Raw genomic sequence first — 24,313 nt, 5'->3', positions numbered from 1 at the left:
CACCGGCTTATTTTTTGCCGTTAAGTGACAGTCATATTACTTGTTGGCATCCAACAGGTACGCCAGCTTCTTCAAACCACGCCGGATACTTGCCCACACGCGGCGGCGGTCAACACCCTCGACCTTGGCGATCTCTGCCACCGTCATATTCAAGTAAAAGCGGGCATAAATCCGCCTGGCCTGGATGGAGGGCAGCTGCATCAGTGCAGCATACACTTCTTTTGCTCGTTTTACTGCCTTGATTTTCTTGCTCGTATCTCTCACCAGCCATTCGTTGAACAGATTTCGCAGAGGGGTAAAATCGTTGTCCATGCCGCCGTTTGCGCTGTCCACATTGTCGTTGACAGCGATAAAACGCACACCCTTTTGAGGGAACAGCATTTCCGTGTAAAATCCCACCTGCAAGTAGTTTCGCCCTAACCGGCTCATGTCCTTGACGATGACCGTACCCACTTTCCCGGCTTCAATGTCTGCAAGCATGGCTTGAAAACCGGGTCTTTGAAAGTTCGCGCCGGAATAACCGTCGTCGGTGTACCAGCGCAGGTTGGTAAAGCCATTTTTTTTTGCAAAGGTTTCGAGTATCCGTTTTTGAGACGAAATTTGTCAAGGAGTGTTTTTGCAAAGCAGTGTGCAATTCGCATTGACAAGCAGCAAAAAGAACACTATAATAATGTCGTTATCGATAATGATGTTATTATTTAGGCGCAGAGGAGTGAAGACATGGCCAATAGGGATCATTCCCTGGATGATGGGATCATTCAGGCTGCTTATTCGGAATTTCTTGCTTACGGCTTTCAGAAAGCCTCTCTGCACAAGATCGCCGAAAAAGCCGGTGTTACTACGGGGGCAATCTACACAAGATACAAGAATAAAGACGCGTTGTTTGCCAGTCTGCTTCAGGATTTTTTGGAGACGATGCAGGTTCTCTTTGCTCCCATCGCGGAAGAATACGAAAAAGCAAAGTGCAGCGCGCAGCCGGATGGTATCCTCCGCGCCATAAACGCCGAAGAACAGGTATATTTTCAACTGCTGACCGAGCACTGCAATGACTGCACTTTATTTTTCTGCCGCAGCGATGGCAGCTCCATGGAAACCGTGCTGCATAAACTAATGGATCAAAAAGCGGAACAAACGGTGGAATTCTTTTCGCATATCTATGGGAAAGCGCCAAATGCCGATGCGATCCGTCTTTTGATGGGCTCACAGTTCTGGTACTTCCGCCAGCTGCTGGATCAGCATATGGAGGAAGGCAGAATGCTTACCTGCTTACAGGCAGTCCTTGATTTCACCAACGCTGGCTGGCGGCAGCTATGCGATACCTTGCAATAAATCCGAAAAGTTAATTCGGACGGTCCATCCGTCCGTTTCTTACGGCCGCTGGTTAGAGACGGCTAACTAATAAGAAAAGAGTTTGCGATGATAGATTTTGAATTTGAATTTCAATATGCAGAAGAAAAGCAGCCCACCTTGCAAAAAGTCGGCGGCAGCATCCCAGCCGGACGCTGTGTGGTGCTCTGCGGCGGCAGCGGCTGCGGAAAGTCCACACTGCTACGGTGCATCAACGGATTAATCCCCCAGTTTTACGAGGGAGAGCTAAAAGGCTTTTGCCGCCTGAATGGGCAGGACACCGCCGGAATACGTATCGGCGAGATCGGCGAGTTGGCCGCCTCGGTCTTTCAGGATCCTCGCAGCCAGTTTTTCACCGTGAACAGCTCCAATGAAGTGGCCTTCGGTCTTGAAAATCACGGTCTGCCGCAAGATAAAATCCGACGGCGGGTAGATGAGGCCTTCCGGATCTTTCATCTGGAGCGGCTGAAGGATCGCAATGTCTACGAGTTGTCCAGCGGCGAGCGACAGCTCATCTCCATCTTGTCCGCGTGGGCAATGGACACAGATATTTTTCTGCTGGATGAGCCCACGGCCAATCTGGACTTTGCAGCCACGCAGCAGTTAAAAGAGATTCTGCTTGCCCTGAAAAAGCAGGGCAAAACGCTGCTGCTCAGCGAGCACCGACTCTACTATCTTGCCGACATTGCCGACGAATTTTTGGTCATGGCAGACGGCGAGATCAAAGGAAAATATACTGCCGCAGAGGCAAAGGCGTTCTCAGTGGAGCGGAGACAAACACTTTCTCTGCGCACGCTCGACCTTGCGGAGATCACCGTGCCGGAGAAAGAGCCGCTGCCTAAAACCGCGCCGACGGCGCTTGCCGTCTCAGATGTCTGCTATACATACGGCAGGAAGGCCGGAGATACCCTCTCTGGTGTCAGCTTTTCCGTCCGTGAGCATGAGATCGTCGGCCTTGTGGGCGCAAACGGCTGCGGCAAAACGACCATCGGCAAGCTGATTGCAGGGCTTTACCGCCCCTCCGGCGGCAGGATAATGCTTTTCGGAAAGTCGCAAAATCCAAAGCAGCTGCAAAAGCAAGTGCTGTTCATCCTTCAGGAGGCGGAGTTCCAGTTCTTCACAGGCTCCGTCCTGCACGAACTGCAATACGGCCATGCGGTGACACCGGAGTTTGAAGCAAAAACGGAAGCGCTGCTGAAAAGTATGGATATGTGGGACTGCCGCAACCGGCATCCCTTTTCCCTCTCCGGTGGGCAGATGCAGCGTCTGACGCTGATGATGGCGTATCTATCCGACAAGCCGATCGTCATACTGGACGAGCCGACAGCAGGACAGGACGCGGAAAGTCTGGAGCGGTGCGCAGCGCTGATCCGGGAGATGCGGAAAGAAAAGACTGTTCTCATCATCACCCACGACCCTGAGCTAATTGCAGGTGCGTGTGACCGCTGCATTGGGCTGTCGGATGGGCATGCAGAAATAGAATTTCCCGTTCATTCGGAACGAGATTTGCAAGCGGTACGGCAATATATGGAGCGCTTCCATCTTTCCAATGCTCCTGCGAAAAAACAGCATAAAGAACGATTCCACCCGGCAACGAAGCTGCTTTACTGGCTGGCCCTGCTGGTCGTGATCTCCACATCCAACAACCACTTAGTTTATGCCGTATATACGGCACTGATCCTGCTGACCGCAGCGGACGGCTGGCTCGGAACGGCGCTGGCAGGCGGGGTGAGCTTTGGGCTGCTGTGGGCGGCAAACGCTCTGCTGCCGGGCACGGTGTTTTCCTTTATGCTGGTGCTGTTCCCGCGGATCATTGCCGTTGGCATTTCCATGCGGACGCTGATTGGGCGGAATGAAGCCAGCCGTACCCTGGCAGCGCTGCGCAATCTGCGCCTACCGGAGCGGCTGATCATGATCGTGGCGGTGATTTTCCGCTTCTTCCCCGTTCTGTCGGGAGACATGAAGTTGCTGCGGCAATCCATCCGCACCCGGGGCGCGTTTGTGACGCCATGGCAAAAGTTGCGTGCGCTGCCATCCTATATCGAAATACTGACCGTGCCGATGGCTTTGCGCGTTATCCGCATCGCCGAAACGCTGTCCGCCTCCGCCGAAACACGGGGCATCGACTTAACCCGCCGCAAAAGCAACTATCTGTCGCTTCGGTTTTCTGCGTGGGATGCTGTGTTCTGCGTCCTGCTGGCGGCATCGATCGCCGCCGGCCTTATCCTATGATCGCCGTCTCTGCGACGTTCAACCATATTCCATTCAAAAAGGAGTCTTTAACCATGAGTACTGCAAACCCCAATAAACTGAAAATCAAGGACATCATCACCGTTGTCCTGCTGGCTCTGATCAATGTGGTCATTTTCTTCGCCAGCTCCGTCCTGTACGCAACGCCCATTACCATCATTCTGATGCCGGTGTTTTTCGCCCTGCTGGAGGGCATCGTCTACTTCATCATCGGCACGAAGGTGAAAAAGCCCGGTGCGATCCTCATTTACAGCATTGTCCGCGCCATTATGGGCGGATACCTGCCGTACATCATCCTCTTTATTCTCTCCGGTGCCATTGCCGAGCTGCTGCTGTGGAAGATGGGCTACGGCAACGCGAAGGCGCTGACCGTCAGTTATGTCATCAATCAGGTGCTGGCTGCATTCGGCAGCACCATCATTCCCTACGCCATCGCAGCCAAGGCTATGGCGGATCAGATGGTCACCGATGGCCGTCAGGACGCCATCCTTGCCGCATCCCAGATGCTGCAGTCCTGGGTGTCCGTGGCACTGGTGGCCGGTGTGATCGTGGCCGCATTCATCGGAGCAGCTATCGGCAAGGGCATCGTGAAGAAGCATCTGGCTGCCTGATCTGCCTTGGAGGAATTACCCATGAATCAGAACACGAAGCAAAAGCGCTCCGCCGCCTCGTGGCTGGCAGAGCTGGCAAAAGGGCGATACGGCGAGTACGCTTTGAGCGTCCTTACGGCGCTGCTGGGCGTTGCCTGCTCGCTTATTCCGTATTTCATCATCATCCGGCTTATCACCGCACTGGTAAACGGCACGGCGGAGCTTCCCCGCTGCCTGACGCTCTGCGCATGGATGGCGGGCTGCTGGGTGCTGCGCTATGTGCTGCACAGCGTGTCCACCTCTCTCTCCCACCATGCGACGTTCCATGTGCTGGCCAATACCCGCGTCCGGCTGCTGGACAAGCTAGCGACGCTGCCGCTGGGTACGGTGCTGGATCGTTCCTCCGGCTCGTATAAGAACATCATCGTCGAGCGGGTCGATTCCATCGAAACCACCCTTGCCCACCTGCTGCCGGAGATGACCACCAACATCGTGGGGGCGCTGGCGGTACTGGTGCTGCTGTTCATCGAGGACTGGCGCATGGGCCTTTCCATGTTCATCGTCCTGCCGCTGGGCATTCTCTGCTTTATGTCCATGTTCAGCGGCTATAACGAGAAGTTTCAGCGCACGGTCACCGCGACAAAGACACTGAACGACACGGCTGTGGAATACATCAGCGGCATTGAGGTCATCAAGGCGTTTGGTCAGTCCAGGACCAGCTATGCAAAGTTCGTCTCCGCCGCAAAAGAGGGCGCGGACTGCTTCATCGACTGGATGCGCGGGAGTTTGTTCGGACAGGTGGCCGGAATGGCGATACTCCCTTCGACACTTCTCGGCATCTTGCCGGTGGGCTGCCTTCTCTATATGCACGGCACACTGTCGGCGGAGACGTTTCTCGCGGTCATTGTTCTGTCCTTCGGCGTTATGCAGCCGCTGATCACCGCTTTTTCCTACACCGATGACATCGCGCAGGTGACGACCATCGTGGGTGAGGTGGCGGAGGTGCTGTCCGGCAAGGATATGCAGCGTCCGGAACGTGCGGAAAAGCTGCCTGCGGACAACGCCGTCGAGCTGAAAGATGTCCGCTTTGCCTATCACGACAAGGAGGTACTGCACGGAATCGATCTGCACATTGCCCCGGGGACGGTCAACGCATTGGTCGGGCCTTCCGGCAGTGGAAAATCCACCATCGCCCGGCTCATCGCCTCCCTGTGGGATGTGAAGGACGGAGAAATCGACCTGGGCGGCGTGGACATTCGCACGCTGCCGCTGGCGGAGTGCACGAAGCACATCGCCTATGTGTCGCAGGACAACTACCTCTTTGACCTTTCTGTCATGGACAATATCCGCATGGGCAGAAAGGGTGCGACCGATGCGGAGGTCATTGACGCCGCGAAGAAATGCGGCTGCCACGAGTTCATAATGGGGCTGGAGAACGGCTATCAGACCGTATGCGGTGCATCCGGCGGTCACCTGTCCGGCGGTGAGCGGCAGCGCATCTCCATTGCCCGTGCCATGCTGAAGGACGCGCCGATCGTCATTCTCGACGAGGCAACGTCCTATACAGACCCGGAAAACGAGGCGGTCATCCAGTCGGCACTGGGAAGGCTGGTGCGGGGCAAGACGCTGCTGGTCATTGCCCACCGGCTGTCCACCATTGCGGACGCCGATCAGATCATTGTTGTCAATCAAGGCAAGATCGAAGCGACCGGCACGCAGGCGGAGCTTCTTGCGTCCTGCCCCCTTTATCAAACCATGTGGGAGGCCCACATCAGCGTCAAAGACGACGGGGAGGTGGCGTAATGCTCAAGACACTGAAAAAATTTTTTGCCTTCTGCGGGGTGGACAACCGCAGGCTGTTTATAACATCTATCTGGCTGGGCGTGGTCAGCGCCATTTGCTCTGCCATGCGTATTCCGGCAGCCGCCATCGTCATTCAGGCGCTGCTGGAAAGGAACGTCACTATGGCAACTTTATGGACGAGCCTCGGCATTATCGTGATCTCATTGATCATTACGATTGCCATCAACATGAAGGCTACCATGCTCCAGACCCGTGCGGGCTACCGCGCCTGCGCCAACAAACGCATCGAGATCGCCGAGCACCTGCGCTACCTGCCTATGGGCTGGTTCAATGACAACAGCCTCGGCGAGGTCACGTCCGTCACCACCAACACCATGGAAAACATGGCGAATGTGGCTACCCGCGTCGTCATGGTCACGACCCGCGGCTTTCTGACCTCCGGCATCATCGCAGCGATGATGTTCCTCTTTGACTGGCGCATGGGGCTGATCACACTGACGGGACTGGTGCTGTTCTTTGCCGTCAACGCCGCCATGCAGCGGGCGGAGCAGGCCCTTTCCCAGCGGAAGTTCAATGCCGATGAGCGCCTTGTGTCCAAGGTGCTGGAATATGTGCAGGGCATCGCCGAGGTCAAGAATTTCGACCTGACCCACGACTCTGCCACGCAGGTACACGGCGCTGTGGAGGAATCCCGCAGGGCGTCCTTTGCTATGGAGATCCCGTCGGTGCTTTATATGCTGGCGCAGTTTGTTGTCAACAAGCTCACCGGCGTTGCCGTCTGCGCGGCCGCTATCGTCTTTTACTTCAGCGGCACCATGGAGCTGACAAACTGCCTTTTGATGCTGATCTGCTCGTTCATCCTCTTTGAGCAGCTGGACAGCGCCGGAAGCTTTTCGGCTTTGTTCCGCTCCATCGACATCGGCGTAGATAAGGCAAGCGCAATTCTGCGCGTAGAACCCATGGACATTGACGGGGAGGAGCTTTCGCCGGAACGGGAGGACATCACCCTGTCCCATGTGGATTTCTCCTATGACAGCAAGCCCATCCTGCACGATGTGTCCCTGACCATCCCGGAGAAAACCACCGTGGCCATCGTCGGTCCGTCCGGAAGTGGCAAGACCACGCTGTGCAATCTCATGGCGCGGTTCTGGGACGTGCAGGGCGGCAGCGTGCGCCTCGGCGGACGGGATGTGCGGGAGTACAGCTACGACAGCCTCATCCGCAATTTCTCCTTTGTGTTTCAGCGGGTCTATCTGTTCTCCGACACCATCGCCAACAATATCCGCTTTGGCAAGCCCGACGCCTCCATGGAGGAGGTGCAGGCCGCCGCGAAAAAAGCCCGCTGCTACGACTTTATCATGGCATTGCCGAACGGCTTTGACACCGTCATCGGCGAAGGCGGTGCTACGCTTTCGGGCGGCGAACGTCAGCGAATTTCCATTGCGCGCGCCATCATGAAGGACGCACCCATCATCATTCTGGACGAAGCCACCGCCAATGTCGACCCCGAAAATGAAAAGGAGCTGATGGAGGCCGTTGCGGAATTGACCCATGATAAGACGGTCATCATGATCGCCCACCGGCTGAAAACCGTGCGCCATGCCGACCAAATTTTTGTGGTCGATCACGGCGAGATCGTTCAGCAGGGCACCCATGACGAGCTGGTTGCTGTTGACGGGCTCTACCGCCGCTTCGTGGTGGAGCGGCAGCAGGCCGCCGGGTGGAAGGTCTGAAGAAACACAATCTAAAAAATATGAAAAGAAGCTCGTATCAGCTATTGACCGATACGAGCTTCTCCGTTTATTCTCTGTTTCCGGTAATAAAGTAGTCGCAATACTCTCCGCCATTCGCCAGCGTCTGTTTTCTGTGCAGCACGCCGTGCTGAAGCGTGATCATCACTTCATCAAGTTCGCAGAACAACGGCATGAGTTCGGAAACACCGAGTTTCTCCGCGTAAATGCAAATCGGGCAGCGGGTAATGCGGTAGTAACAGGCACCCTCATACGGCTGCCCGACAAAATCCACCTTGAAGGAGGTCGGGTATTTCGCTTCCTTTTCGGGCGTGTACCATTTGGCGTATTTGACAACGCTCTTTTTGTTCTCCGCCTTGCCCTTGTCGGTATTCAAGTCGGTCTTTGCAAAATACCACTTGATATGATAGAGTGAGCGGCGCATCATTTCCTGCACGGCCGTTGGTGGAATTTTCTTTTCGCTTGCCACATAGGGCGCAACGAAGGCAAGGGCGAACAACTCGTTGTATGCCATAGGGTTAGGAGAGTGCTCCCACATCTCCCTGCCGGAAGGTTACATTTTTCAGGTGCAGGCGGTCAGCCTTTTCCCGTGCCTGCCTCATCATATCGGGCGAATAATCGAGACAGGTAATGTCCGCCTCCGGCATAGTCTGATAAACCGGCATGGTCAGAATCCCTTTTCCCACCGGCACTTCCAGCAGCTTGCCGGAGAAATGCTCCGGAATACCGGACATTGCCTTTTCCAGATAGGCGTCGTTTTCCGCCTTGTTCATTGCCCACACCAAGCGGCACACCGCTTTCCCGCTCAGGGTGGAGCAGGTGATCATGCCGTCATAAAAACTGTTTCCGCCCGTCATTCGGTACGCACCGCGAATGGCTTCTTTTCGTTCCATGGCCTTCCCTCCGTGTTTCAATCATCACGCGCCCGTTTCCAGTCTCATCTCTTCAAAAAATCCACGATCTTTGCGAAGTCCTCCTTCGCTTCCTGAAAGATCGGCAGCATACAGTAGCAATGCACCATCTTCGGGCGGGCGGACACCGTATAGGGGACATTTGCCCGTTTGCAGGCTTCCTCAAAGTCCGGCAATGCGCCGTAGAGCACCTCGTCGGCAGAATAGAAGAAGTGAATATCGCCTACGCCGGTAAAATCTCCCCGTGAGCCGGAGAGCATATAGTCCGGCACATTCTCGCAGCCATGCCGCATGAACTTTTCCACCGTCACCATAAAGGCATAGTCGATGGAAACGTCCCGTTTATTGAGTGCCTGCATCCGCGCCCTTTCCGCATCGTTCCACGGCACCTCGCCGGGGGATACGGCGACAATGTGCCTCGGTTGCGGCAGTGGCTCTGGCTGGGCGTTGTTATGCGCCGCAATGCCAAGCGCCAACGCACCGCCGGAGGAAAAGCCGCAGGTACTGACATTTCCGCCGCCGTACAGCGTAATCATTTTTCGATAACATTCGTACACCATCGCGTAGGTTTCAGTAATGCAGTGTTCCATGCAGAGCGGGTAAAACGGAAACCACACATCACAGCCGGTCTCGCGGCAGAGCTTGCGCATCACAGGCAGGTCGCCCTTATCGGGGCCGATCACCATGCCGCCGCCAAAGAAATAGAGAATCGCGCGCTCGGACGGCTTCGGATGCTCTCGCACGATCAGGCAGGGAAAGCCGTTTACCGCGATCGTTTCATAATATGCCTTGCGGTCGGTGGGCGTAAAAACGCCACGATGCCGGTTCTGCTTTTCAATTTCCTTTCGCAGTGCATCCTCCGGCAAGGCGAACGCCTTTTTCGCGCCAGAGAGCTTGTATACGCTGCGTAAGATAGATGCAAAGATACTCATGATTCAGCCCCCTCATTTCCGCGCCGTAATGCAGAGCCAGCTTTTCTTTTTGTGTATCTGCACATCGTGAAAGCCTGCCTGCTCCAGATACGCCTTTAATTCAACGTCCTTATAGATGATCATGCCGCCGATGATCGCCGTCCACTTCTTGTCCTTGTCCGTATCACCGCTGCTCTCGTTGCAGATGAGAAATGTCCCGCCGGGCTTCAGCACCCGGTAAACCTCCCGGAAGCACTGCGGCAGATCGGGCCAGAAATAGACGGTTTCAAAGGCCGTTACCGCATCGAACCAGTCGCCTGCAAAGATCATATTCGCCACGCTGCCTTGCAGAACGGTGCAGCGGCCCTCCGCTATGGCGGCCTCGTTGACCTTTTTGGATTTCTCCACGCTGACGAGCGAATAGTCGATGCCCTTCACGATACCCTCCGGGCATTTTTTCAGAAGTCTCTTGATGTTCGCTCCTCCGCCGCAGCCGCAGTCCAGCACCTTGGCGTCCAGAGTAAGCTCCAAAAAGCGAAGTCCCCACCGTGCCACAGGACTGTGCCCCAGGTTCATCATGGCGACCATGATTTTCCCGCCAAGCCCCACAGGCTTTCTGGTGTTCTCAAAAAATGACATCTTATCACACCTCCGATTTCACACATTCCGCATAGGTCAGCGGGAAGGACGCCTTTAGAACAGCGCTTTTCCGCACCGTCCAGCCATTCTGACTTAGAAAGCGCAGGTATTCCGCGCTCGTCCATCTGCTGTGGAGAGGAAAGCCTGCCAGTTTCATGAAAAAGGCTTTGACCTTGCCGGAAAACGAGTTTCCCGCGTGGGTGAAGGTCGGCGCGATGAGCGTGCCGTCGTCTTTCAGTACCCGTTTTATCTCTTGCAGGGCTTTTTCCGGCTGCGGCACGATATGCAGCGCGTTGGACACGATCACTACATCAAAGGACTGGTTCGCATAGGGCAGGCGGAACATATCCTGCACGGAGAAGTGCAGCTTGGCAGAGCGGTTATCCCGCTTCGCCTCGGCGATCATCTCCGCAGAGGCGTCCGTCGCCTCGATGTGTGCCGCCGCGTTCACGATGTGTTTTGCAATCAATCCCGTGCCGGTCGCCAGCTCCAGCACCGTTTTATGCCGCACAATTGACCGGATCAACTCATACATCTCGTCATACGCCGCCCGATCCTTTCGCATAAAGCGGTCGTACCGACCGGCATTTTTGTCCCAGAAGTCCTTGTGTTCCTGCATCGCTATCATTCCTTTCGATGTTAGATTAACCTAACCGATGCGTGCATCCGAGCGGTTAGATTGCGCTAACCATTACACCTTGGAAAAGCCGCATCTCTGCGGCCTTCCGCTTATTTAAATAACTCCCTGCAAGCGCCGTACACCAGTGCTTCCAGCACCTGCGGATACAACTCCCCAATCTGCTCCTTATGGGAAACTGTGAGGATCAGTCCCCGCACCGTCGCGGCAGCCAAAGAGGCGCCGCGCTTTGGCATCAAATCATATTTTTCCAAGAGCTGACGAATATGCGTTTCGTCATCGTGGTAATGTTCCTTTTTGACGCCCTCCGGCAATCTCTGTAAAAGCAACTTGGCGTCATGTTCAATGAAAACCATGTCGCCGGTATCGGACAGCCGCCGGCAGACGGCAAGAACCGCCTTTGCCGCACGCTCCGACGGCGGCAAGCCGTTTGCTTCGCTCAGTGCATGGTCAGCCACTCCGTAAAGCTCGGAGTGAACGTTCTCCAAAACCGCGAAAAAAAGCATTTCTTTGGATTCGTAGAATTTATAGAACGAGCCCTTTGCAATGCCGACCGCCTTCGTCAGCTGCTCTACGGAGGTTTTCTTCATCCCCAGCGTGACAGCACAATGTCTCGTTTCCTTCAGCAACGCCTTGCGGAGCTGCTCAGTCTCGTAATCGGTAAAAGCCAAGGTCGCACCCTCCTTGAAATATGACCGTTTCGGTTCTTCTGGTCATATTATACCGCGCTTTTTTCTGTTTTGCAAGAGGTGCGGAGAAAAAATCACTAATCAAAAGGGGTGCAGCGTTGCAGAAAGAGACGCTGGAATTCCGGTAATCGTTGTCGCCGCGGTAAAAGAAACTATATCGTAAAAGGGCATCAGAGCGAAGCATCCAAACGCTGCGTTCTGATACCCATTTTGTTTCATATTGCACGGATGGATTGATTACAAGAAAAAAGCAGGAATTAACACAACATGAACGACATATAATATCTGCAATAATCTTCCTATGGAACGATCTGCACAACGCTCAACGACATGCCCCATGTATAGAGACGGCGACTCGTATGAGCCACCGTCTTTATACATGATTACCGCTCAGGGTCATTTCTTTTTCGTTTACTGAGAGAATTTCGATACTGCTCTTGATTTCTGTGCATAATGAGTTGTCGCGCCTGCCGTTCTTCTGCATCCGCGCCAAGCAGGTGGGATGTTTCCTGCTTGGCGCTGAGCAGCATAATAAGAGAAGGCTTCTCGTGCATGGCATCCTCTAACTGCTGTTCTGCCGCCTTTTCCTGCGCAGGACGGATGACCTGCCGTGCTTTGTACAGCTCTACCGGGTCAAAATCCGCAGCCTGCGCTTTCAGCTCGGCAATGCGGACAGCCAGCGCCTTGTGGCGTTTTACATGGTATATTGGCAATTCCTTTTTCTCGGCAACCAGTGTTTTGCGCTCTTTGCTTTTTGCCTTGATTTGCTGCACCAGACCGGTGTAACGCTCCAGTTCTGGCTTCCATACGGCAAGAGATTTTTGAATATGAGATTTGCCACTGCAAATGTGAGAGAGCTGATAACAGTAGATCAGCACACGGCTGCGCAGCTTCTCCAGCCCTTCTGCTATGGCAGGAACGGTGCGGGCAACTAATGCGGCCAGTTTCTTAATTTCAGCTTTTAATTCCCGCAGCATCGCATTGTCTGCCTTGATCTGCCGGTTGATCTCGCAGCGGTCAGAAATGATTCCCTTGCGCTCCAACGCCTGCGCCGCCACGCCCTCATGGATGGTGGGAATCTCATCAATACCCCGCGCGGCGTTGCTTCGGTGGTCAATGCGTTCCTCCCGTCCCGCACGTTCCAGATAGCGGTTAGACACGTCAGCCCACGCCGCCCGCCATGCCACAAGCTGCTCCTCACTGTTCCAGCGTTCGGAGATGGGGTTCTGCCTGCCATAGCGGGTGCTTTTGGGATGCTTGTCAGCCCGGACAAGCCCCTGCGTCTCAGCAGCAGATGGTGTCATGTACACCTTCTTTCTGCCGACCTTGTAGGGATATTGCTTCTCCCAGCCATCAGCCTGCGCCGTCCGGAACTCAGCGGCAGTAAAACCGCGTTCCTCGCCGTTTTTCATGCAGAGATATTCCTTCTCGGTCTTGTACTGCCACTTGCCTTGTTCGTCCAACGGGCGCACCGTCAAGAGAATGTGGGCATGAGGGTTGTGACCGTCGGTGTCGTGGATGGCTGCGTCGGCGCACATTCCATCGGCCACAAACTACTCCCGGATAAAGTCTTGCAGCACAGCTTGTCCGTTATAATTGATGGTGACTTCCATCGGCCTTTCCTCCGTTCAGATTTTTGCGGGAAAATCTGAACGGGGCGGCGGGGAACGGCACCGGGGACAGGGTTCGGGCCATGTTGGCCCGATGTTCCGGCCCCACAGGTATGAAAAAACGCCCGGACAGCAGAAAGCTATTCGAGCGCAAAAAATACGGTATTCAGTTACATTGTGACAATTTTCGCACTGGCTGCCAGACGGGGCCTGTTTGGTGGCCGGGCTTTTTTTGACGATAGTGCAAATATCGTCTGAATTTGTCGGCGGTCAGTGTGCTTCATGGCGGCTCTCTCCTAAAGCCGCCGTGTCAGCGTATAGGCGTCACTCCTTTGTCGAGGGCATAAGGAACGGCGGCCTTGATGTTACTCAAAACCGCCGCAGTACCCTGAAAATCCATTATGGGCGCACGAAGCTACCTGCCCTGCAACGGTTTTTTTCTTTCCCCGTTTAGCGGGGCAGGATAGCTTGTCTTATTCGGTTTATTCTTGCTCTTGTGCGGCTGCCTCTTTCAGCCGCGAAAAGCTCTCATCGCTGATAATGTGTTCAATCCGGCAGGCGTCGGCCTCCGCAATTTTGGGGTCAACGCCTGCGGCGATAAGCTGCTCGGTAAAGAAACAATGGCGCTCATAGATTTTTTCGGCAACCTCGCGGCCCACATCGGTCAGATGGAGAAAGTGATCTTCGTCCATTGTGAGAAAGCCGCCGTCCCGCAAGGTAGCCACTGCATGGCACACGCTGGGCTTTGACACCTCCATGTGCCGGGCCACATCTACGGAGCGCACCATACCGAGTTCCTTTTGGAGAACAAGGATGGTTTCCAGGTAGTCCTCCCCGGACGCATGAAGTTTCATTTTAATCACCTTCAAAGGCAAAGAACCTTTGCAACCGTTCTCGGCTTATTCTGTTCCAGCCGTCACTCCATAACACTTTTCCGTTCTCAATAAAGATAAAGTAATTGCAGCACTCCGCGATCAGTTCAGGGTCATGAGTAACGATAAACAGTGTTTTCCCCAGTGAACTTAATTCCCTCAAATTTCCTGCTACTTTTTTCATGTGCCGATAATCCAACCCGCTTGTAGGCTCGTCAAAGATAATAACCTGCTTATTGGACGCAATCGCGCTGGCAATAGCTACCCGTTGCTTCTGACCTCCAGACAATGACATTGGATGGGCATTTCTAAATTCTGAAATATGTAGGCTTTCCATAATACATTCTGCCTCAGATGTCGCTTTTCCCACATCCGAATTATCCAGACCAAGCAAAATTTCATCCATTACGCTTTCCGTAAAAAGCTGGTGGTTTACATCCTGCATAACCATATAACAGGTCTTGAGTCTTTGGTTTTGCATATAAGTTTTTCCATTCATGCTCATGTAGCCTTTTGCGGTTCGGAGCAATCCGCATAGATTGTAAGCAAAAGTAGTTTTCCCGGCTCCATTGTTTCCGATTACACCAACCACCGCACCTTGCGGTATCATCAACTCTGATATATCCAGCACCTTTCGCTTTTTCTTTCTCCCATCGGAAGCATTTTTATAAGAGGCTTCAAAGTCCCTGATATATAGTTGCTTTGTCGCACACACTACGCTTTGCATTTTGCTAAAATCTTCGGATTGTAAAGCTCTAAGACCCAGCGTGTGCAATTCATCCGTAGATTTCTTTTTGAAGTCAGAGATGGAAAGGTTTTCTTTTATTTGTCCGTCCTGCATATACAAAACGCGGTCTGCAATATCCATCAGGTAATACAGGCGGTGTTCCGCAATCACAATCGTTTTCCCTTGTGTTTTCCATTCCCGCAATACATTTTTTAATTCTCTGATTGATTTAATATCTAAATTGGAAGATGGCTCGTCCAGTACAAATATATCGGGCTCCATTGCGGAAACGGACGCACAGGCAATTTTCTGTTTTTCGCCGCCGGATAGTGCAAACAGGCTCCGATTCAATAAATCTTCAATTTTTAATGCGCCTGCCGTTTTTTCTATCCGCAAATTGATTTCATCTGCACTGATTGCCAAATTCTCGCATCCAAACGCAATTTCGCTGGTGGTATCCACCGTAAAAAACTGTGTTCTTGGATTCTGAAAGACGGAGCCAACAACGCCGGACAATGCATACAGAGATACATTTTTTACATCTATCCCTTCCACAATCGTCTGACCGGTAAGCGTCCCCTCGTAATAATGCGGGATAAGCCCATTTATTAAACGGGTAAGTGTTGTCTTTCCGCAGCCGGATTCTCCGCAGATCAAAACAACCTCGCCGTCATGGATTGTCAAATTTATATTTTCGATTTTTCCTTTGGAACTGCCTTGCTCATATTGAAAGGACACATCCTTAAACTCTATCATTTCAGCCCTCCTGAAAAAAGCAGGAACACCAACAGGGCGGCAGTAACAATGAGCATAAGCGCAAAATCTTTCCAACGGAAACCAATCCTGCAAATGCTTGTACGCTTTTTGCCGTTTCCTAATCCCCTTGTCAAAGCTGCCGCAGACAAGTCATTTCCTATTGTTACTACGGACATCATAAGGGGGACAATTCGATATTCTAATACTGCTTGTGGATTCTTAAAAAAATTTTTCCCCGTAATTCCTCTCATACGCATAGCGTTTCCAATAGATTCCGCTTCTTCGGAAATTGTAGGGAAGAACCGGAACATAACAGAAAATGGAATAATAAGTGCTTCTGGTATATGCATACGTTGCATGGCAAGGACAAATTCACTAACCTTTGTGGTAGAAAGAAGATAGTAGCCCATCATGGCGCTGGGAAACCATCTTGTTCCAAATTGAGCCAGCAGCGATATAATAATTGTCCCTATCAGTCCCATATACGGAACAAGAAATATGTTTACCGTCCATGAAACAATAAAAACAATCAGATAAATAATGGCAGCCTTTTTCCTCCTGCCCGAAAGCAGGAGAAAAAAGGGTACTAATGCCAGAACCGGCTTTAGCCAGAAACTAATACCGTCCGTTTTTCCGTCAATCATTACAATACTGAATATTACCAGCATATATAGCTTTGTTCTTGGGTCAAGCCAGAAACGTCGCTCCGAATCGACTGACAGTAGTAATTCTGGTTTCATTAGACAATGCCCGCCTTTACAAAATGCTTCTTCAAAATTGCCTTGCCTAAATAAGCGCCGATCACTCCGCCAACGATGCCTAAAACAATGACTACTGGAAGCATCCAATTTGCAGTAAGACTCATCAAGGTACTAATGTATTCATCTGTTCCTCCGCTGCTTCTGTACGCCTCAAAGAAAGTATCTCTCATAATCCACATAGGCAGCATGGAGCCGATCACCCATTCGGTAAACACGCAATATCCCAGTACAGTATATTTCCAACTTTTATATTCGCCAGCCTTAAAGATCAAATCAGCCAGGAAACCGAATACGATTCCAAACGGAATCGAAATCCAGCTTTGTCCCATCAGAAAACAGAGGACGCTGACCAGCGTACCCATAATGGTTGCCGCACCGAATTTCCCAGTCTTTGTCAGAAACAGCATGAACGGGATGCCGCCCAGTATTCCCAGTACTAATGGAATAATAACTGCAAAGATAGGGATGTAACCCAGCATACCCGTGATAAAGAACATCACAAAGTAGATGACAGTAAAAATACCGATGTTGATAAAGTCTTTCGCATTCAATTTTTTCTTGTCCATTGTAGGGACTCCTTTCTTTTATGCAAGGCTGTTCGCCTTGATTTTCCAACCGATAGCTTTTTCTCTCATGCCAACAAAATCCGCATAAATGCCTGCTTGTTTGATAAGCTCATCATGCGTACCTTGCTGAGAGATTTTACCATGGTCGATAACAATGATTTGATCCGCATTCTTTACGGTTTTTAAACGATGGGCAATCATAATGATTGTCTTTCCCCGTGTCAATGCTTCAATCGCTCTCTGAAGCTCCGCCTCATTTTCAGGATCGACATTTGCCGTGGCTTCGTCCAGAATAATGATAGGAGCGTCTTTCATAATTGCTCTTGCAATAGAAATCCTCTGCTTTTCGCCGCCGGAAATAGTTGCGCCACTTTCCCCGATCACCGTCTGGTACCCCTCCGGCAATGCTGAGATGAAGTCATGGCACCTTGCTGCTTTTGCTGCCTTCACGACATCTTCATGGGTGGCGTTAGGGGAACCGAATTTGATATTGTTCTCAATCGTGTCCGGGAACAGATACACATTCTGGAATACCATGCTGATATTTTTCATTAGGCTGTCCAGCTTGTAATCTTTGACATCAATGCCACCGATACGGACACTTCCGCTATCAACATCCCAAAAGCGTGCGATTAGATTTACCAGTGTTGTTTTTCCGGAACCCGACGGACCGACTATCGCCGTTGTGGTTCCTTGTGGGATGGTAAGCGATACATGGTCGATCACTTTTTTATCCCCGTAGGAAAAACTCACATCCTGCATTTCAATATCCAGTCGGTCTGGGGTCTGCTCTTTGCCGTCAATGTCAATCTGAGGACTTTGGTTGATTTCCTCCACACGATCAATAGAAGCGTCGATCATTGAAAGCATAAAGAACATTTCTCCCGCGCTTTCCAACTGGCTATATACCATGAACGCCGATACTAAGATTATCAGACAATATGTTAATTCCAGCGTGCCGTTTATAAAAAGAGCGATAGAGCAGAAAGCAGCGGCGGCACTGGCAATCCGAAGGACAACCTGCTCGGCAGCTATATAGGGAATCCTCTGCCTTTCAATAAGCTGGTTCTTCTTCTGTGTTTCATCAATGGATTTTTCCAGCGTAGTGTTGGACTGCTTTGCCATGTGGAACGCCCGCACAACGCCCATTCCCTGTATATATTCCAATACGGCGTCCATAAATTCTGTTTGTGCCTCTAACCGTTTTGGAGATAATCTTTTGGAGCAGCGCAGGAGCATTGTGTTAATTACCATGAACAAAATAACGCCAGCCAAAAAGATCAAACTAATCTTCCAGCTAAAGTAGCACATGGCAATAGAAAAGATACTGGCGTGGATTACACCAACCAAAGTCCGCACGATGATAGCAAAGGACATACTTTCAAGGTCACTCATGGTCGCTGTTGAAACGGATGTGAGGTTGCCAAGACTATGGCTGTTGAAATAACCCATTGGCATATATTTCATGCGGTTGCCAATTTGAATCCTCTTGTCCTCACACATCCGGTAGCTGCCTTCGCCTTCTTTGCCATGCGCCAGATACCAGAAAATAATGGTGCCGATCACACTGACTAACATAATGCCAAAGGCAAGAAGCGCGGTCTGTGCTGTAATATTGTCACGAACCAATCCATCCAAAACTACCAGAAGAGCGGCAAATTGCAGAGCTTCTAAAATGCAGCGTATGATTTCATAAAAGAGACCCAAATACCAATTCCGGCTCTGACGACCTGCAAATTCAAAAAATTTACGAAAAGAACGTATCATGCTGTTTTCACCTCCTTTGCGTCCATGTGAGTCGTCCACATCGTATGATAAAGACTGCACTCTTTTAACAATTCCTCATGCGTTCCCTTTGCCTGAATCATTCCATCCTTCACAACAACAATCTGGTCTGAGTCCGTTATTGTTGACAGGCGGTGAGCAATTACAATCAATGTTTTGCCCTTTGTTAGTCGGCTGATGGCTTCCTGTATTACCGCTTCATTTTCCGGGTCAGTATAGGAAGTTGCTTCATCAAGAATTACAATCGGGGCGTTTTTCAGCATAGCTCTGGCAATCGCAATTCTCTGGCGTTCTCCCCCTGACAAATGCCCTCCGGCACCGCCAACCACGGTTTCATATCCATGTTCAAGATTCATAATAAACTCATGGCAGCCGGAAGCCTTTGCAATCTGTTCCACTTCGGAATCGCTTGCCTCCGGCTTGCCCATACGGATATTGTTACGCACCGTATCGTTAAACAGATAATTGTCCTGCGATACATAGGAAATCAAATCGTTCAGTTGGTCGGTAGAAATTTCTTTTATGCTTCTATCACCAATTGTAATCAGGCCACCGGTCACATCCCAAAAAGACGCAATCAATTTTGCAATCGTTGATTTTCCGCTGCCGGACGGCCCTACAAAAGCTGTGATTTTTCCCTGTGGAATTGTCAGATCAATTCCTTTCAATACCTCTTTTTCCTCGTATGCAAAATGGACATTTTCCAGAGAAATATCAAGATTTTGCAAATCGCATTTTTCCTCTGGCCGGATAAGCTCCGGCTGGTTTAATATACCGTCAATCTCACCCATTACAGTGCCTATTTTTGCAATATCATCGGTAAAGAACATTGCGGCTACAAGCGGGCCTGCAATTCCCAATGACAGGACAGTTACCGTAATAAAGGTTGCGGCTGACAGGGAACCATTCATGTAAAACAGACATCCAACGGGAAGTACACTAATCAGTGCCGCAGGCCATACACTCATCATAACCGCTGAATACTTTTGTGTATCTTTCATCCAGTCTAAGATTAGGTCTGCATTTGCATGGACGGCATCTGTAAATTTCTGATAGGAATTATCTGCTTGGTTAAATGCTTTAATGACTTCAATACCGTTGATATATTCTACCGTTGTTGCGCTCATGTGATTTCCGGCTTTTACAACTTCCCCATACTTCTTGGGATATTCTTTCATCATTCCCATGTAGCACATCATTCCAACCGGAATCGTAATCAGCGATACTAACGCCATTCTCCAGTCCAGAATGAACAGGTAAATGATGATTGCGATTGGTACAAGAAGATTGGAAGTCATTTCCGGGATTACATGAGCAAGGGGAACCTCTAACTGTTCAATGCGTTCCACCATGCCATTTTTTAGCTGCCCGGACGGAGTATTGAGAATATAGCCCATAGGCACTCTAGTAAGTTTTGAAGCAATTTTCCGCCTTGCCTCCGACAGCACTTCAAAGGTTGCTTCATGGGATGCCCTCGTGGATATTCCCATTAATATTGCTTTTAAGACAAAGCAGCCGCCGGAAATCAAACACCATACCATGTAAAATGATAAATCCCGATTTCCGGAGAGTAACTCAATCGTCATTCTGGCTGTTGCAAAATAGGGAACGATACCAAAGGCAACTCCCAATACAGCAAGAACAACAGAAACGATGTAGCCAGTCTTATGCGGTCTGGCAAACTCTACAAGCCTGCCAAATGGATTTCCGCCCTGCGACTGATTCATATAAATCCCTCCTTTGGTTAGAAAGAGCTAACTCTAATTTAAAAGAATAAGCCGATAATCTGTCATGTGATTTACACAAACAAATTATCGGCTCTGCGTCTTAGCGTCTGGCACTACTGATAATCGTATTTTCATATTGTCAACATCTATCAAACATTCCTGCTTGCATTTGGGACAAAATATTGGAAAGTTCCTCAATGAAGTATCTGCCCGTATCTTTGTCCGTGTTCTGCATTTACAAAAAGGGCAGTGTATCCATCCACTTTCGTCCACACAAAAACCTTCTGTTTTCTGCATTTCCTTCGCACCTTCTTTCCTATTTTCGATAATATTCTTTCCAGCCATTCCCATAAAAAGCGCGTAGCTCATTGATATACTTCTTTGCTTCTTCCATCGGCATGTCGTGAATTACCACTTCAAATATGCCAGAGTAAAAAGCACTGGAAACAACGTGTAAGAATCCATCTGTAATTCGCCCTTCCGACATAGCTTTACTTCCAACCCGAATCAAAAATTTCTTTGTACAATCCGTATCCAGTTCCACTAAACCTTCCAAAAATTCCTGATAATAATTCCCCGGCGCTCCGGTAATCAGCAACTTAAATTCAGAAAAATATTCATAGATATATGCAATCACAAGTTCAAAGCCACGGTCTGAATACTCCATAAATTTTTCGTTTTGCTCGCGCTCCGTCAAAGAAGAAAAGCTGCTTAATGATTGCCTTAGCAGCTCTTTCAGGCCGTTAGCTGCTGGTTCAACAAGAAATCGGAATAATCCCTCTTTATCCGAATACCGCGTATATATTGTGCTGGTACTGACACCGGCGTTTTGAGCAATCGTCCGGATCGAGGCATCTGTATAGCCTTTTTCTAAAAATTCTTCTTTCGCGCAGGCAAGAATCTTCTCATCAAATTCTTCGATTCTGCTTGCCATTGATTGCCTACCTTTCTTTTAAAACATCGTTTCAAAAACATTGTATTAAAAACGCTGTTTTAATTATATCAAAGAAATCAAAGTTGTCAAGAGGGCCACATAGATTTCGTGTTTCGATAAAAAATTGACGTAACCAAACAGACTATAATTTCATTGGTTACGTCAATTTTTTCGCATTTTTAGTTATTCAACTTTCTAAAATTAGTTCGTAATAGATTATTTCCTCCGCCTGCGCTTTCAGCGTGTTCATCAGCTCCACCCAGCGCATGGGGTCACGGGCTTTCAGTTCCTCGGTAACGCCCGCCGCCTCCATCATGCGTGGCAGCATGGCATCCATCCGTTCACGCGCCGCCCGGTCAATCTCCAACAGGTGCGGGTACAGCTTTTCGCTCAAAATCAAGCTGCTGTAAAGGCCGGGCCAGTGTTCCTTCAGGTAGCGTTGCCGCATACGGCCATACTTGCCAATGGGGACCTCCGGCTGCTCGGAAAGTTTCAGGTCGGGGATGTAGTAATCCCCGCAGCGGGTGTAAGTCAATTTGTTCATGTTCGTCCTCCTTTGCACTGTGATGGTTAAACTGCGGCACTGGCCGATACGGTTGCCTTGCGTGGCTCCTGCCTGGGTAACTGGCTGACGGTGGTAAAAATGCCCTTCTCCATGTCCTCGGCCCGGATTGCGGCCTTTGCCGCCTCCATTTTTGCCTTGCGCTTGGCGTTATAGCGTTCTTCCCATTCCTTCTGCTTGCCGCTTGCCTTGCGGCGCAAGTAGTTCTGGTGAAGCCTGTCCTTGCGTTCCTCCTTCTTCCGCAGTTCTTCCTGTTCCTCCGGGGTCAGGGGAACCGGCTGCAAGGCGGGCGGGATATACCGGCCCACAAAATTGAAATAGATTTCAACCTCCTGCGTGGTGTCCTGGCTGCCTTTGCGGGCGCGTTCATGGACAAGGATTTTCTCTACAAACTCGTTGAGCATGGTATTTGTCAGCGTGTCGAAATTCTCATACTTGTCAATCAGGGCGATAAACTTCTCCGCAGATTTCCGGCTCTGCTCATAGCCGGTAACGGCCTTTTCCAGTTCCGCGATTTCCGCATTAAGGGCGTCCTGCTCTTTGGCGTACTGTGCGTCCAGGGCCTCATACCGGGCGTCCGGCAGCTTACCCAGGGCGTTGTCCTCATAGATTTTGCAAATCAGCCGTTCCAGTTCTCCGGCCCGCTTTTGAGCGGCGGCCAGCCGTTTCCGTTTCTTGGATATATCGGCGGTCTGCTGGGCGGCCTGCGTTTCCTGGACGGTGCGGATGAACTCAGCCCGGTCATTTTTAGAATACTCCGCGATGGCCCGGAGCATATCGGCAATCAGGGTCAGAACAGCTTCGGCCTTGATACGGTGCTGTGTAGGGCAAAGGGAGCCGATAGGGTACTTCCCATACTGGCCGCAAGTGTACTGCGGGACGCGCTTGCCGTTGTAGGTACGGTGAACATACATCTTGCCGCCGCAGTCGGCGCAGTACATCAGGCCGGTCAAGGGATGGGCCTCCCCAAAGCCGTCCGGGTAGCGTCTGGCGTTTCCCCGGATATGCTGCACATTGTCAAAGGTTTCCTGGTCGATGATGGCCTCATGGGTATTCTCGAAAATCGTCCATTCGCTTTCGTCAACATAGTGGCTTTTCTTGTCCTTAAAGTGCTTGCGGGTCTTAAAATTGACCGTATGACCTAAATACTCACGCTTTTTTAGGATTTCAACAACGGTAGAGGCACTCCAACGGTAAATATCCGCAAAGGTCTTATTTTTGTTCACTCCCTCGCCATAGTGGGCAAGGTGAACGGCGGGTATTTCGATTTTTTCTTCTGACAGCTTGGTTGCAATCTGATAGGGGCCGTAGCCCTCCATCGCAAGCGCGAAAATATGTCGCACTACTTCGGCGGCTTCTTCGTCAACAAGCCAGTGTTCCCGCTTTTCGTCCCACAGGTAGCCATAAATGACGGTGCCGGTCAGGTGCTTGCCGCTCATGCCCTTTGACTTGAACACGGAGCGGATTTTCCGGCTGGTGTCACGGGCGTAAAACTCGTTCATGATGTTGCGGAACGGAGTAAAATCGTCGTCACCTTTCAGACTGTCCACACCGTCATTGATGGCGATCAGCCGGACACCACGCTGCCGCAAAATCTCCATGACCTGACTGACTTTCAGATAGTCGCGCCCCAGGCGGCTCATGTCCTTTATGACGATGGCCTCCACCCGTCCGGCCTCGACTTCCTCCATCATCGCCAGAAAGCCGGGGCGGTCAAAACGGGTTCCCGATACGCCGTCATCGGTGAAGTGGGTGGGGTTCGGCAGCCCATTCCGGCGGGCAAACTCCTCTAACATCTTTTTCTGGTTGGAGATTGAATTGCTCTCGCCCTGTAACTCATCATCGCGGCTCAAACGCTCATACAGTGGGGTGATTTTCTCGTTTCTCATGGCTGTACCTCCTGAGATGAAAATGCTCTAAGTGACTGCTTCACTAACCATGACAAAAACCATGATTAAGAAGTCACTTAGAGCATACATCTCCCGCCGCCAGCTTATATTTCTTGTATTGCCGCACCGCAAAGTGGTTGGGCTTGCGGGATTCCAGCTCGTCGAACATCAGGTCAACGGCATTTTTATATTCCTCATCATCTTCTCTGACTTCCATGCTGTTAATCATCTCGATCAGGGTGGAAAAGTTCTGTTCCTCTACCGGAGCCTCGTAGTGGATGTACCCGATGAGAGCGCAGTACAGCAGGGTCTCAGCCTTCACCCAGAAATCGTCCCCGGCCTTGCCCTCGCCCTTGGTATTTGCAATCAGGGTCGTGACCAGCTTCAAGATGTCCTTCTCCGAGTGGATGTAGGCGAAAGGGTTATAGTGCATCGACTTTTTGAAGTTGATGGTGTTCAGGACTTTGATCCGGTACGGCTCGTAAATGACCTTACCGTTTTTGTCCTTCACGGGCTTGCCGTCCTTGCCCAGCTTGGGCGCACCCCGCTGGAGCATCTTGCCGCACTCCACAAGGATAGTCCCCTTTCGGTCTGTT

General features: G+C 51.0%; 23 protein-coding genes and 1 pseudogene. 5 read left to right on the top strand and 19 right to left on the bottom strand.

Annotation, left to right across the window (positions count from 1 at the left end; all coding sequences use genetic code 11):
• Positions 1-36 precede the first annotated feature (36 nt).
• Entirely contained in the window at positions 37-600 is a 564-nt protein-coding gene (locus H9L42_RS01385; protein ID WP_465270635.1) for a recombinase family protein, read from the bottom strand.
• Positions 601-720: 120 nt separating this feature from the next.
• Here H9L42_RS01385 and H9L42_RS01380 point away from each other — a divergent pair, with 120 nt between their 5' ends.
• The 5 genes from H9L42_RS01380 to H9L42_RS01360 all read left to right on the top strand — a co-directional run bounded on the left by H9L42_RS01380 (position 721) and on the right by H9L42_RS01360 (position 7,723).
• Complete coding sequence (locus tag H9L42_RS01380) at positions 721-1,329, top strand: TetR/AcrR family transcriptional regulator (RefSeq protein WP_187301662.1); 609 nt, start codon at positions 721-723, stop codon at positions 1,327-1,329.
• Between the two features lie 87 nt (positions 1,330-1,416).
• On the top strand, positions 1,417-3,579 hold the full coding sequence (locus H9L42_RS01375) for an ATP-binding cassette domain-containing protein (RefSeq protein ID WP_187301661.1): 2,163 nt from the start codon (positions 1,417-1,419) through the stop codon (positions 3,577-3,579).
• Between the two features lie 53 nt (positions 3,580-3,632).
• Positions 3,633-4,208, top strand: a complete 576-nt coding sequence (locus tag H9L42_RS01370; protein ID WP_187301660.1) for an MptD family putative ECF transporter S component — start codon at positions 3,633-3,635, stop codon at positions 4,206-4,208.
• Between the two features lie 21 nt (positions 4,209-4,229).
• Positions 4,230-5,990, top strand: a complete 1,761-nt coding sequence (locus tag H9L42_RS01365) for an ABC transporter ATP-binding protein (RefSeq protein WP_187301659.1) — start codon at positions 4,230-4,232, stop codon at positions 5,988-5,990.
• A complete protein-coding gene (locus H9L42_RS01360) occupies positions 5,990-7,723 on the top strand; it encodes an ABC transporter ATP-binding protein (RefSeq protein WP_187301658.1) in 1,734 nt (577 codons plus the stop codon). The genes H9L42_RS01365 and H9L42_RS01360 overlap by 1 nt, the downstream gene beginning before the upstream one ends.
• 67 nt (positions 7,724-7,790) lie before the next feature.
• Here H9L42_RS01360 and H9L42_RS01355 read toward each other — a convergent pair whose 3' ends face one another.
• The 18 genes and pseudogenes from H9L42_RS01355 to H9L42_RS01270 form a co-directional block, all read right to left on the bottom strand.
• The gene (locus H9L42_RS01355; RefSeq protein WP_187301657.1) at positions 7,791-8,255 is read right to left on the bottom strand and encodes an L-2-amino-thiazoline-4-carboxylic acid hydrolase; all 465 of its coding nucleotides are present in this window, start codon (positions 8,253-8,255) and stop codon (positions 7,791-7,793) included.
• A 4-nt stretch (positions 8,256-8,259) separates the two neighbouring features.
• A complete protein-coding gene (locus H9L42_RS01350) occupies positions 8,260-8,634 on the bottom strand; it encodes a class I SAM-dependent methyltransferase (RefSeq protein WP_243235593.1) in 375 nt (124 codons plus the stop codon).
• A 44-nt stretch (positions 8,635-8,678) separates the two neighbouring features.
• The gene (locus H9L42_RS01345; RefSeq protein WP_187301656.1) at positions 8,679-9,584 is read right to left on the bottom strand and encodes an alpha/beta hydrolase; all 906 of its coding nucleotides are present in this window, start codon (positions 9,582-9,584) and stop codon (positions 8,679-8,681) included.
• 12 nt (positions 9,585-9,596) lie between these two features.
• Complete coding sequence (locus H9L42_RS01340) at positions 9,597-10,202, bottom strand: class I SAM-dependent methyltransferase (RefSeq protein ID WP_187301655.1); 606 nt, start codon at positions 10,200-10,202, stop codon at positions 9,597-9,599.
• Between the two features lie 4 nt (positions 10,203-10,206).
• Positions 10,207-10,821: a class I SAM-dependent methyltransferase gene (locus tag H9L42_RS01335; protein WP_187301654.1), complete on the bottom strand. Its 615-nt coding sequence runs from the start codon at positions 10,819-10,821 to the stop codon at positions 10,207-10,209.
• A 110-nt stretch (positions 10,822-10,931) separates the two neighbouring features.
• Positions 10,932-11,510, bottom strand: coding sequence for a TetR/AcrR family transcriptional regulator (locus H9L42_RS01330; RefSeq protein WP_187301653.1), 579 nt, complete (start codon positions 11,508-11,510; stop codon positions 10,932-10,934).
• A 401-nt stretch (positions 11,511-11,911) separates the two neighbouring features.
• The gene (locus tag H9L42_RS01325; RefSeq protein ID WP_465270631.1) at positions 11,912-13,078 is read right to left on the bottom strand and encodes a MobA/MobL family protein; all 1,167 of its coding nucleotides are present in this window, start codon (positions 13,076-13,078) and stop codon (positions 11,912-11,914) included.
• Between the two features lie 542 nt (positions 13,079-13,620).
• The gene (locus H9L42_RS01320) at positions 13,621-13,992 is read right to left on the bottom strand and encodes a metal-dependent transcriptional regulator (protein ID WP_070088004.1); all 372 of its coding nucleotides are present in this window, start codon (positions 13,990-13,992) and stop codon (positions 13,621-13,623) included.
• A 1-nt stretch (position 13,993) separates the two neighbouring features.
• The gene (locus H9L42_RS01315) at positions 13,994-15,493 is read right to left on the bottom strand and encodes an ABC transporter ATP-binding protein (RefSeq protein ID WP_187301652.1); all 1,500 of its coding nucleotides are present in this window, start codon (positions 15,491-15,493) and stop codon (positions 13,994-13,996) included.
• Positions 15,490-16,233 (bottom strand): energy-coupling factor transporter transmembrane component T, encoded by a 744-nt coding sequence (locus H9L42_RS01310; protein ID WP_187301651.1) that lies wholly within the window; start codon positions 16,231-16,233, stop codon positions 15,490-15,492. The genes H9L42_RS01315 and H9L42_RS01310 overlap by 4 nt, the downstream gene beginning before the upstream one ends.
• Positions 16,233-16,820 (bottom strand): MptD family putative ECF transporter S component, encoded by a 588-nt coding sequence (locus H9L42_RS01305; RefSeq protein WP_187301650.1) that lies wholly within the window; start codon positions 16,818-16,820, stop codon positions 16,233-16,235. The genes H9L42_RS01310 and H9L42_RS01305 overlap by 1 nt, the downstream gene beginning before the upstream one ends.
• Positions 16,821-16,838: 18 nt before the next feature.
• Positions 16,839-18,587 (bottom strand): ABC transporter ATP-binding protein, encoded by a 1,749-nt coding sequence (locus tag H9L42_RS01300; RefSeq protein WP_187301649.1) that lies wholly within the window; start codon positions 18,585-18,587, stop codon positions 16,839-16,841.
• Positions 18,584-20,332, bottom strand: coding sequence for an ABC transporter ATP-binding protein (locus H9L42_RS01295; RefSeq protein WP_187301648.1), 1,749 nt, complete (start codon positions 20,330-20,332; stop codon positions 18,584-18,586). The genes H9L42_RS01300 and H9L42_RS01295 overlap by 4 nt, the downstream gene beginning before the upstream one ends.
• Before the next feature lie 84 nt (positions 20,333-20,416).
• The gene (locus H9L42_RS01290) at positions 20,417-20,629 is read right to left on the bottom strand and encodes a cysteine-rich KTR domain-containing protein (protein ID WP_178631701.1); all 213 of its coding nucleotides are present in this window, start codon (positions 20,627-20,629) and stop codon (positions 20,417-20,419) included.
• Positions 20,630-20,648: 19 nt separating this feature from the next.
• Positions 20,649-21,266: a TetR/AcrR family transcriptional regulator gene (locus tag H9L42_RS01285; RefSeq protein ID WP_187301647.1), complete on the bottom strand. Its 618-nt coding sequence runs from the start codon at positions 21,264-21,266 to the stop codon at positions 20,649-20,651.
• Positions 21,267-21,453: 187 nt separating this feature from the next.
• Positions 21,454-21,810 carry a TnpV protein gene (locus H9L42_RS01280; protein ID WP_187301646.1) on the bottom strand — a complete coding sequence of 119 codons (357 nt, stop codon included), beginning with the start codon at positions 21,808-21,810 and terminating at the stop codon, positions 21,454-21,456.
• 26 nt (positions 21,811-21,836) lie between these two features.
• A complete protein-coding gene (locus H9L42_RS01275; RefSeq protein ID WP_187301645.1) occupies positions 21,837-23,717 on the bottom strand; it encodes a recombinase family protein in 1,881 nt (626 codons plus the stop codon).
• Between the two features lie 91 nt (positions 23,718-23,808).
• Positions 23,809-24,312, bottom strand: a pseudogene (locus H9L42_RS01270) (type IV secretory system conjugative DNA transfer family protein); the annotation flags it as partial.
• Position 24,313: the final 1 nt, after the last annotated feature.

Origin of the sequence: Zhenpiania hominis (genome assembly GCF_014333425.1) — a bacterium.
Classification (GTDB): Bacteria; Bacillota; Clostridia; order Peptostreptococcales; family Anaerovoracaceae; genus Hominibacterium; species Hominibacterium hominis.
This window is presented reverse-complemented; position numbering and strand designations above follow the sequence as displayed.

Coding starts and splice junctions, on each gene's coding strand:
- H9L42_RS01380 (WP_187301662.1), top strand. CDS start 721: ATGGCCAATAGGGATCATTCCCTGGATGATGGGATCATTCAGGCTGCT.
- H9L42_RS01375 (WP_187301661.1), top strand. CDS start 1,417: ATGATAGATTTTGAATTTGAATTTCAATATGCAGAAGAAAAGCAGCCC.
- H9L42_RS01370 (WP_187301660.1), top strand. CDS start 3,633: ATGAGTACTGCAAACCCCAATAAACTGAAAATCAAGGACATCATCACC.
- H9L42_RS01365 (WP_187301659.1), top strand. CDS start 4,230: ATGAATCAGAACACGAAGCAAAAGCGCTCCGCCGCCTCGTGGCTGGCA.
- H9L42_RS01360 (WP_187301658.1), top strand. CDS start 5,990: ATGCTCAAGACACTGAAAAAATTTTTTGCCTTCTGCGGGGTGGACAAC.
- H9L42_RS01355 (WP_187301657.1), bottom strand. CDS start 8,255: ATGGCATACAACGAGTTGTTCGCCCTTGCCTTCGTTGCGCCCTATGTG.
- H9L42_RS01350 (WP_243235593.1), bottom strand. CDS start 8,634: ATGGAACGAAAAGAAGCCATTCGCGGTGCGTACCGAATGACGGGCGGA.
- H9L42_RS01345 (WP_187301656.1), bottom strand. CDS start 9,584: ATGAGTATCTTTGCATCTATCTTACGCAGCGTATACAAGCTCTCTGGC.
- H9L42_RS01340 (WP_187301655.1), bottom strand. CDS start 10,202: ATGTCATTTTTTGAGAACACCAGAAAGCCTGTGGGGCTTGGCGGGAAA.
- H9L42_RS01335 (WP_187301654.1), bottom strand. CDS start 10,821: ATGCAGGAACACAAGGACTTCTGGGACAAAAATGCCGGTCGGTACGAC.
- H9L42_RS01320 (WP_070088004.1), bottom strand. CDS start 13,992: ATGAAACTTCATGCGTCCGGGGAGGACTACCTGGAAACCATCCTTGTT.
- H9L42_RS01315 (WP_187301652.1), bottom strand. CDS start 15,493: ATGATAGAGTTTAAGGATGTGTCCTTTCAATATGAGCAAGGCAGTTCC.
- H9L42_RS01310 (WP_187301651.1), bottom strand. CDS start 16,233: ATGAAACCAGAATTACTACTGTCAGTCGATTCGGAGCGACGTTTCTGG.
- H9L42_RS01305 (WP_187301650.1), bottom strand. CDS start 16,820: ATGGACAAGAAAAAATTGAATGCGAAAGACTTTATCAACATCGGTATT.
- H9L42_RS01300 (WP_187301649.1), bottom strand. CDS start 18,587: ATGATACGTTCTTTTCGTAAATTTTTTGAATTTGCAGGTCGTCAGAGC.
- H9L42_RS01295 (WP_187301648.1), bottom strand. CDS start 20,332: ATGAATCAGTCGCAGGGCGGAAATCCATTTGGCAGGCTTGTAGAGTTT.
- H9L42_RS01290 (WP_178631701.1), bottom strand. CDS start 20,629: ATGCAGAAAACAGAAGGTTTTTGTGTGGACGAAAGTGGATGGATACAC.
- H9L42_RS01285 (WP_187301647.1), bottom strand. CDS start 21,266: ATGGCAAGCAGAATCGAAGAATTTGATGAGAAGATTCTTGCCTGCGCG.
- H9L42_RS01280 (WP_187301646.1), bottom strand. CDS start 21,810: ATGAACAAATTGACTTACACCCGCTGCGGGGATTACTACATCCCCGAC.
- H9L42_RS01275 (WP_187301645.1), bottom strand. CDS start 23,717: ATGAGAAACGAGAAAATCACCCCACTGTATGAGCGTTTGAGCCGCGAT.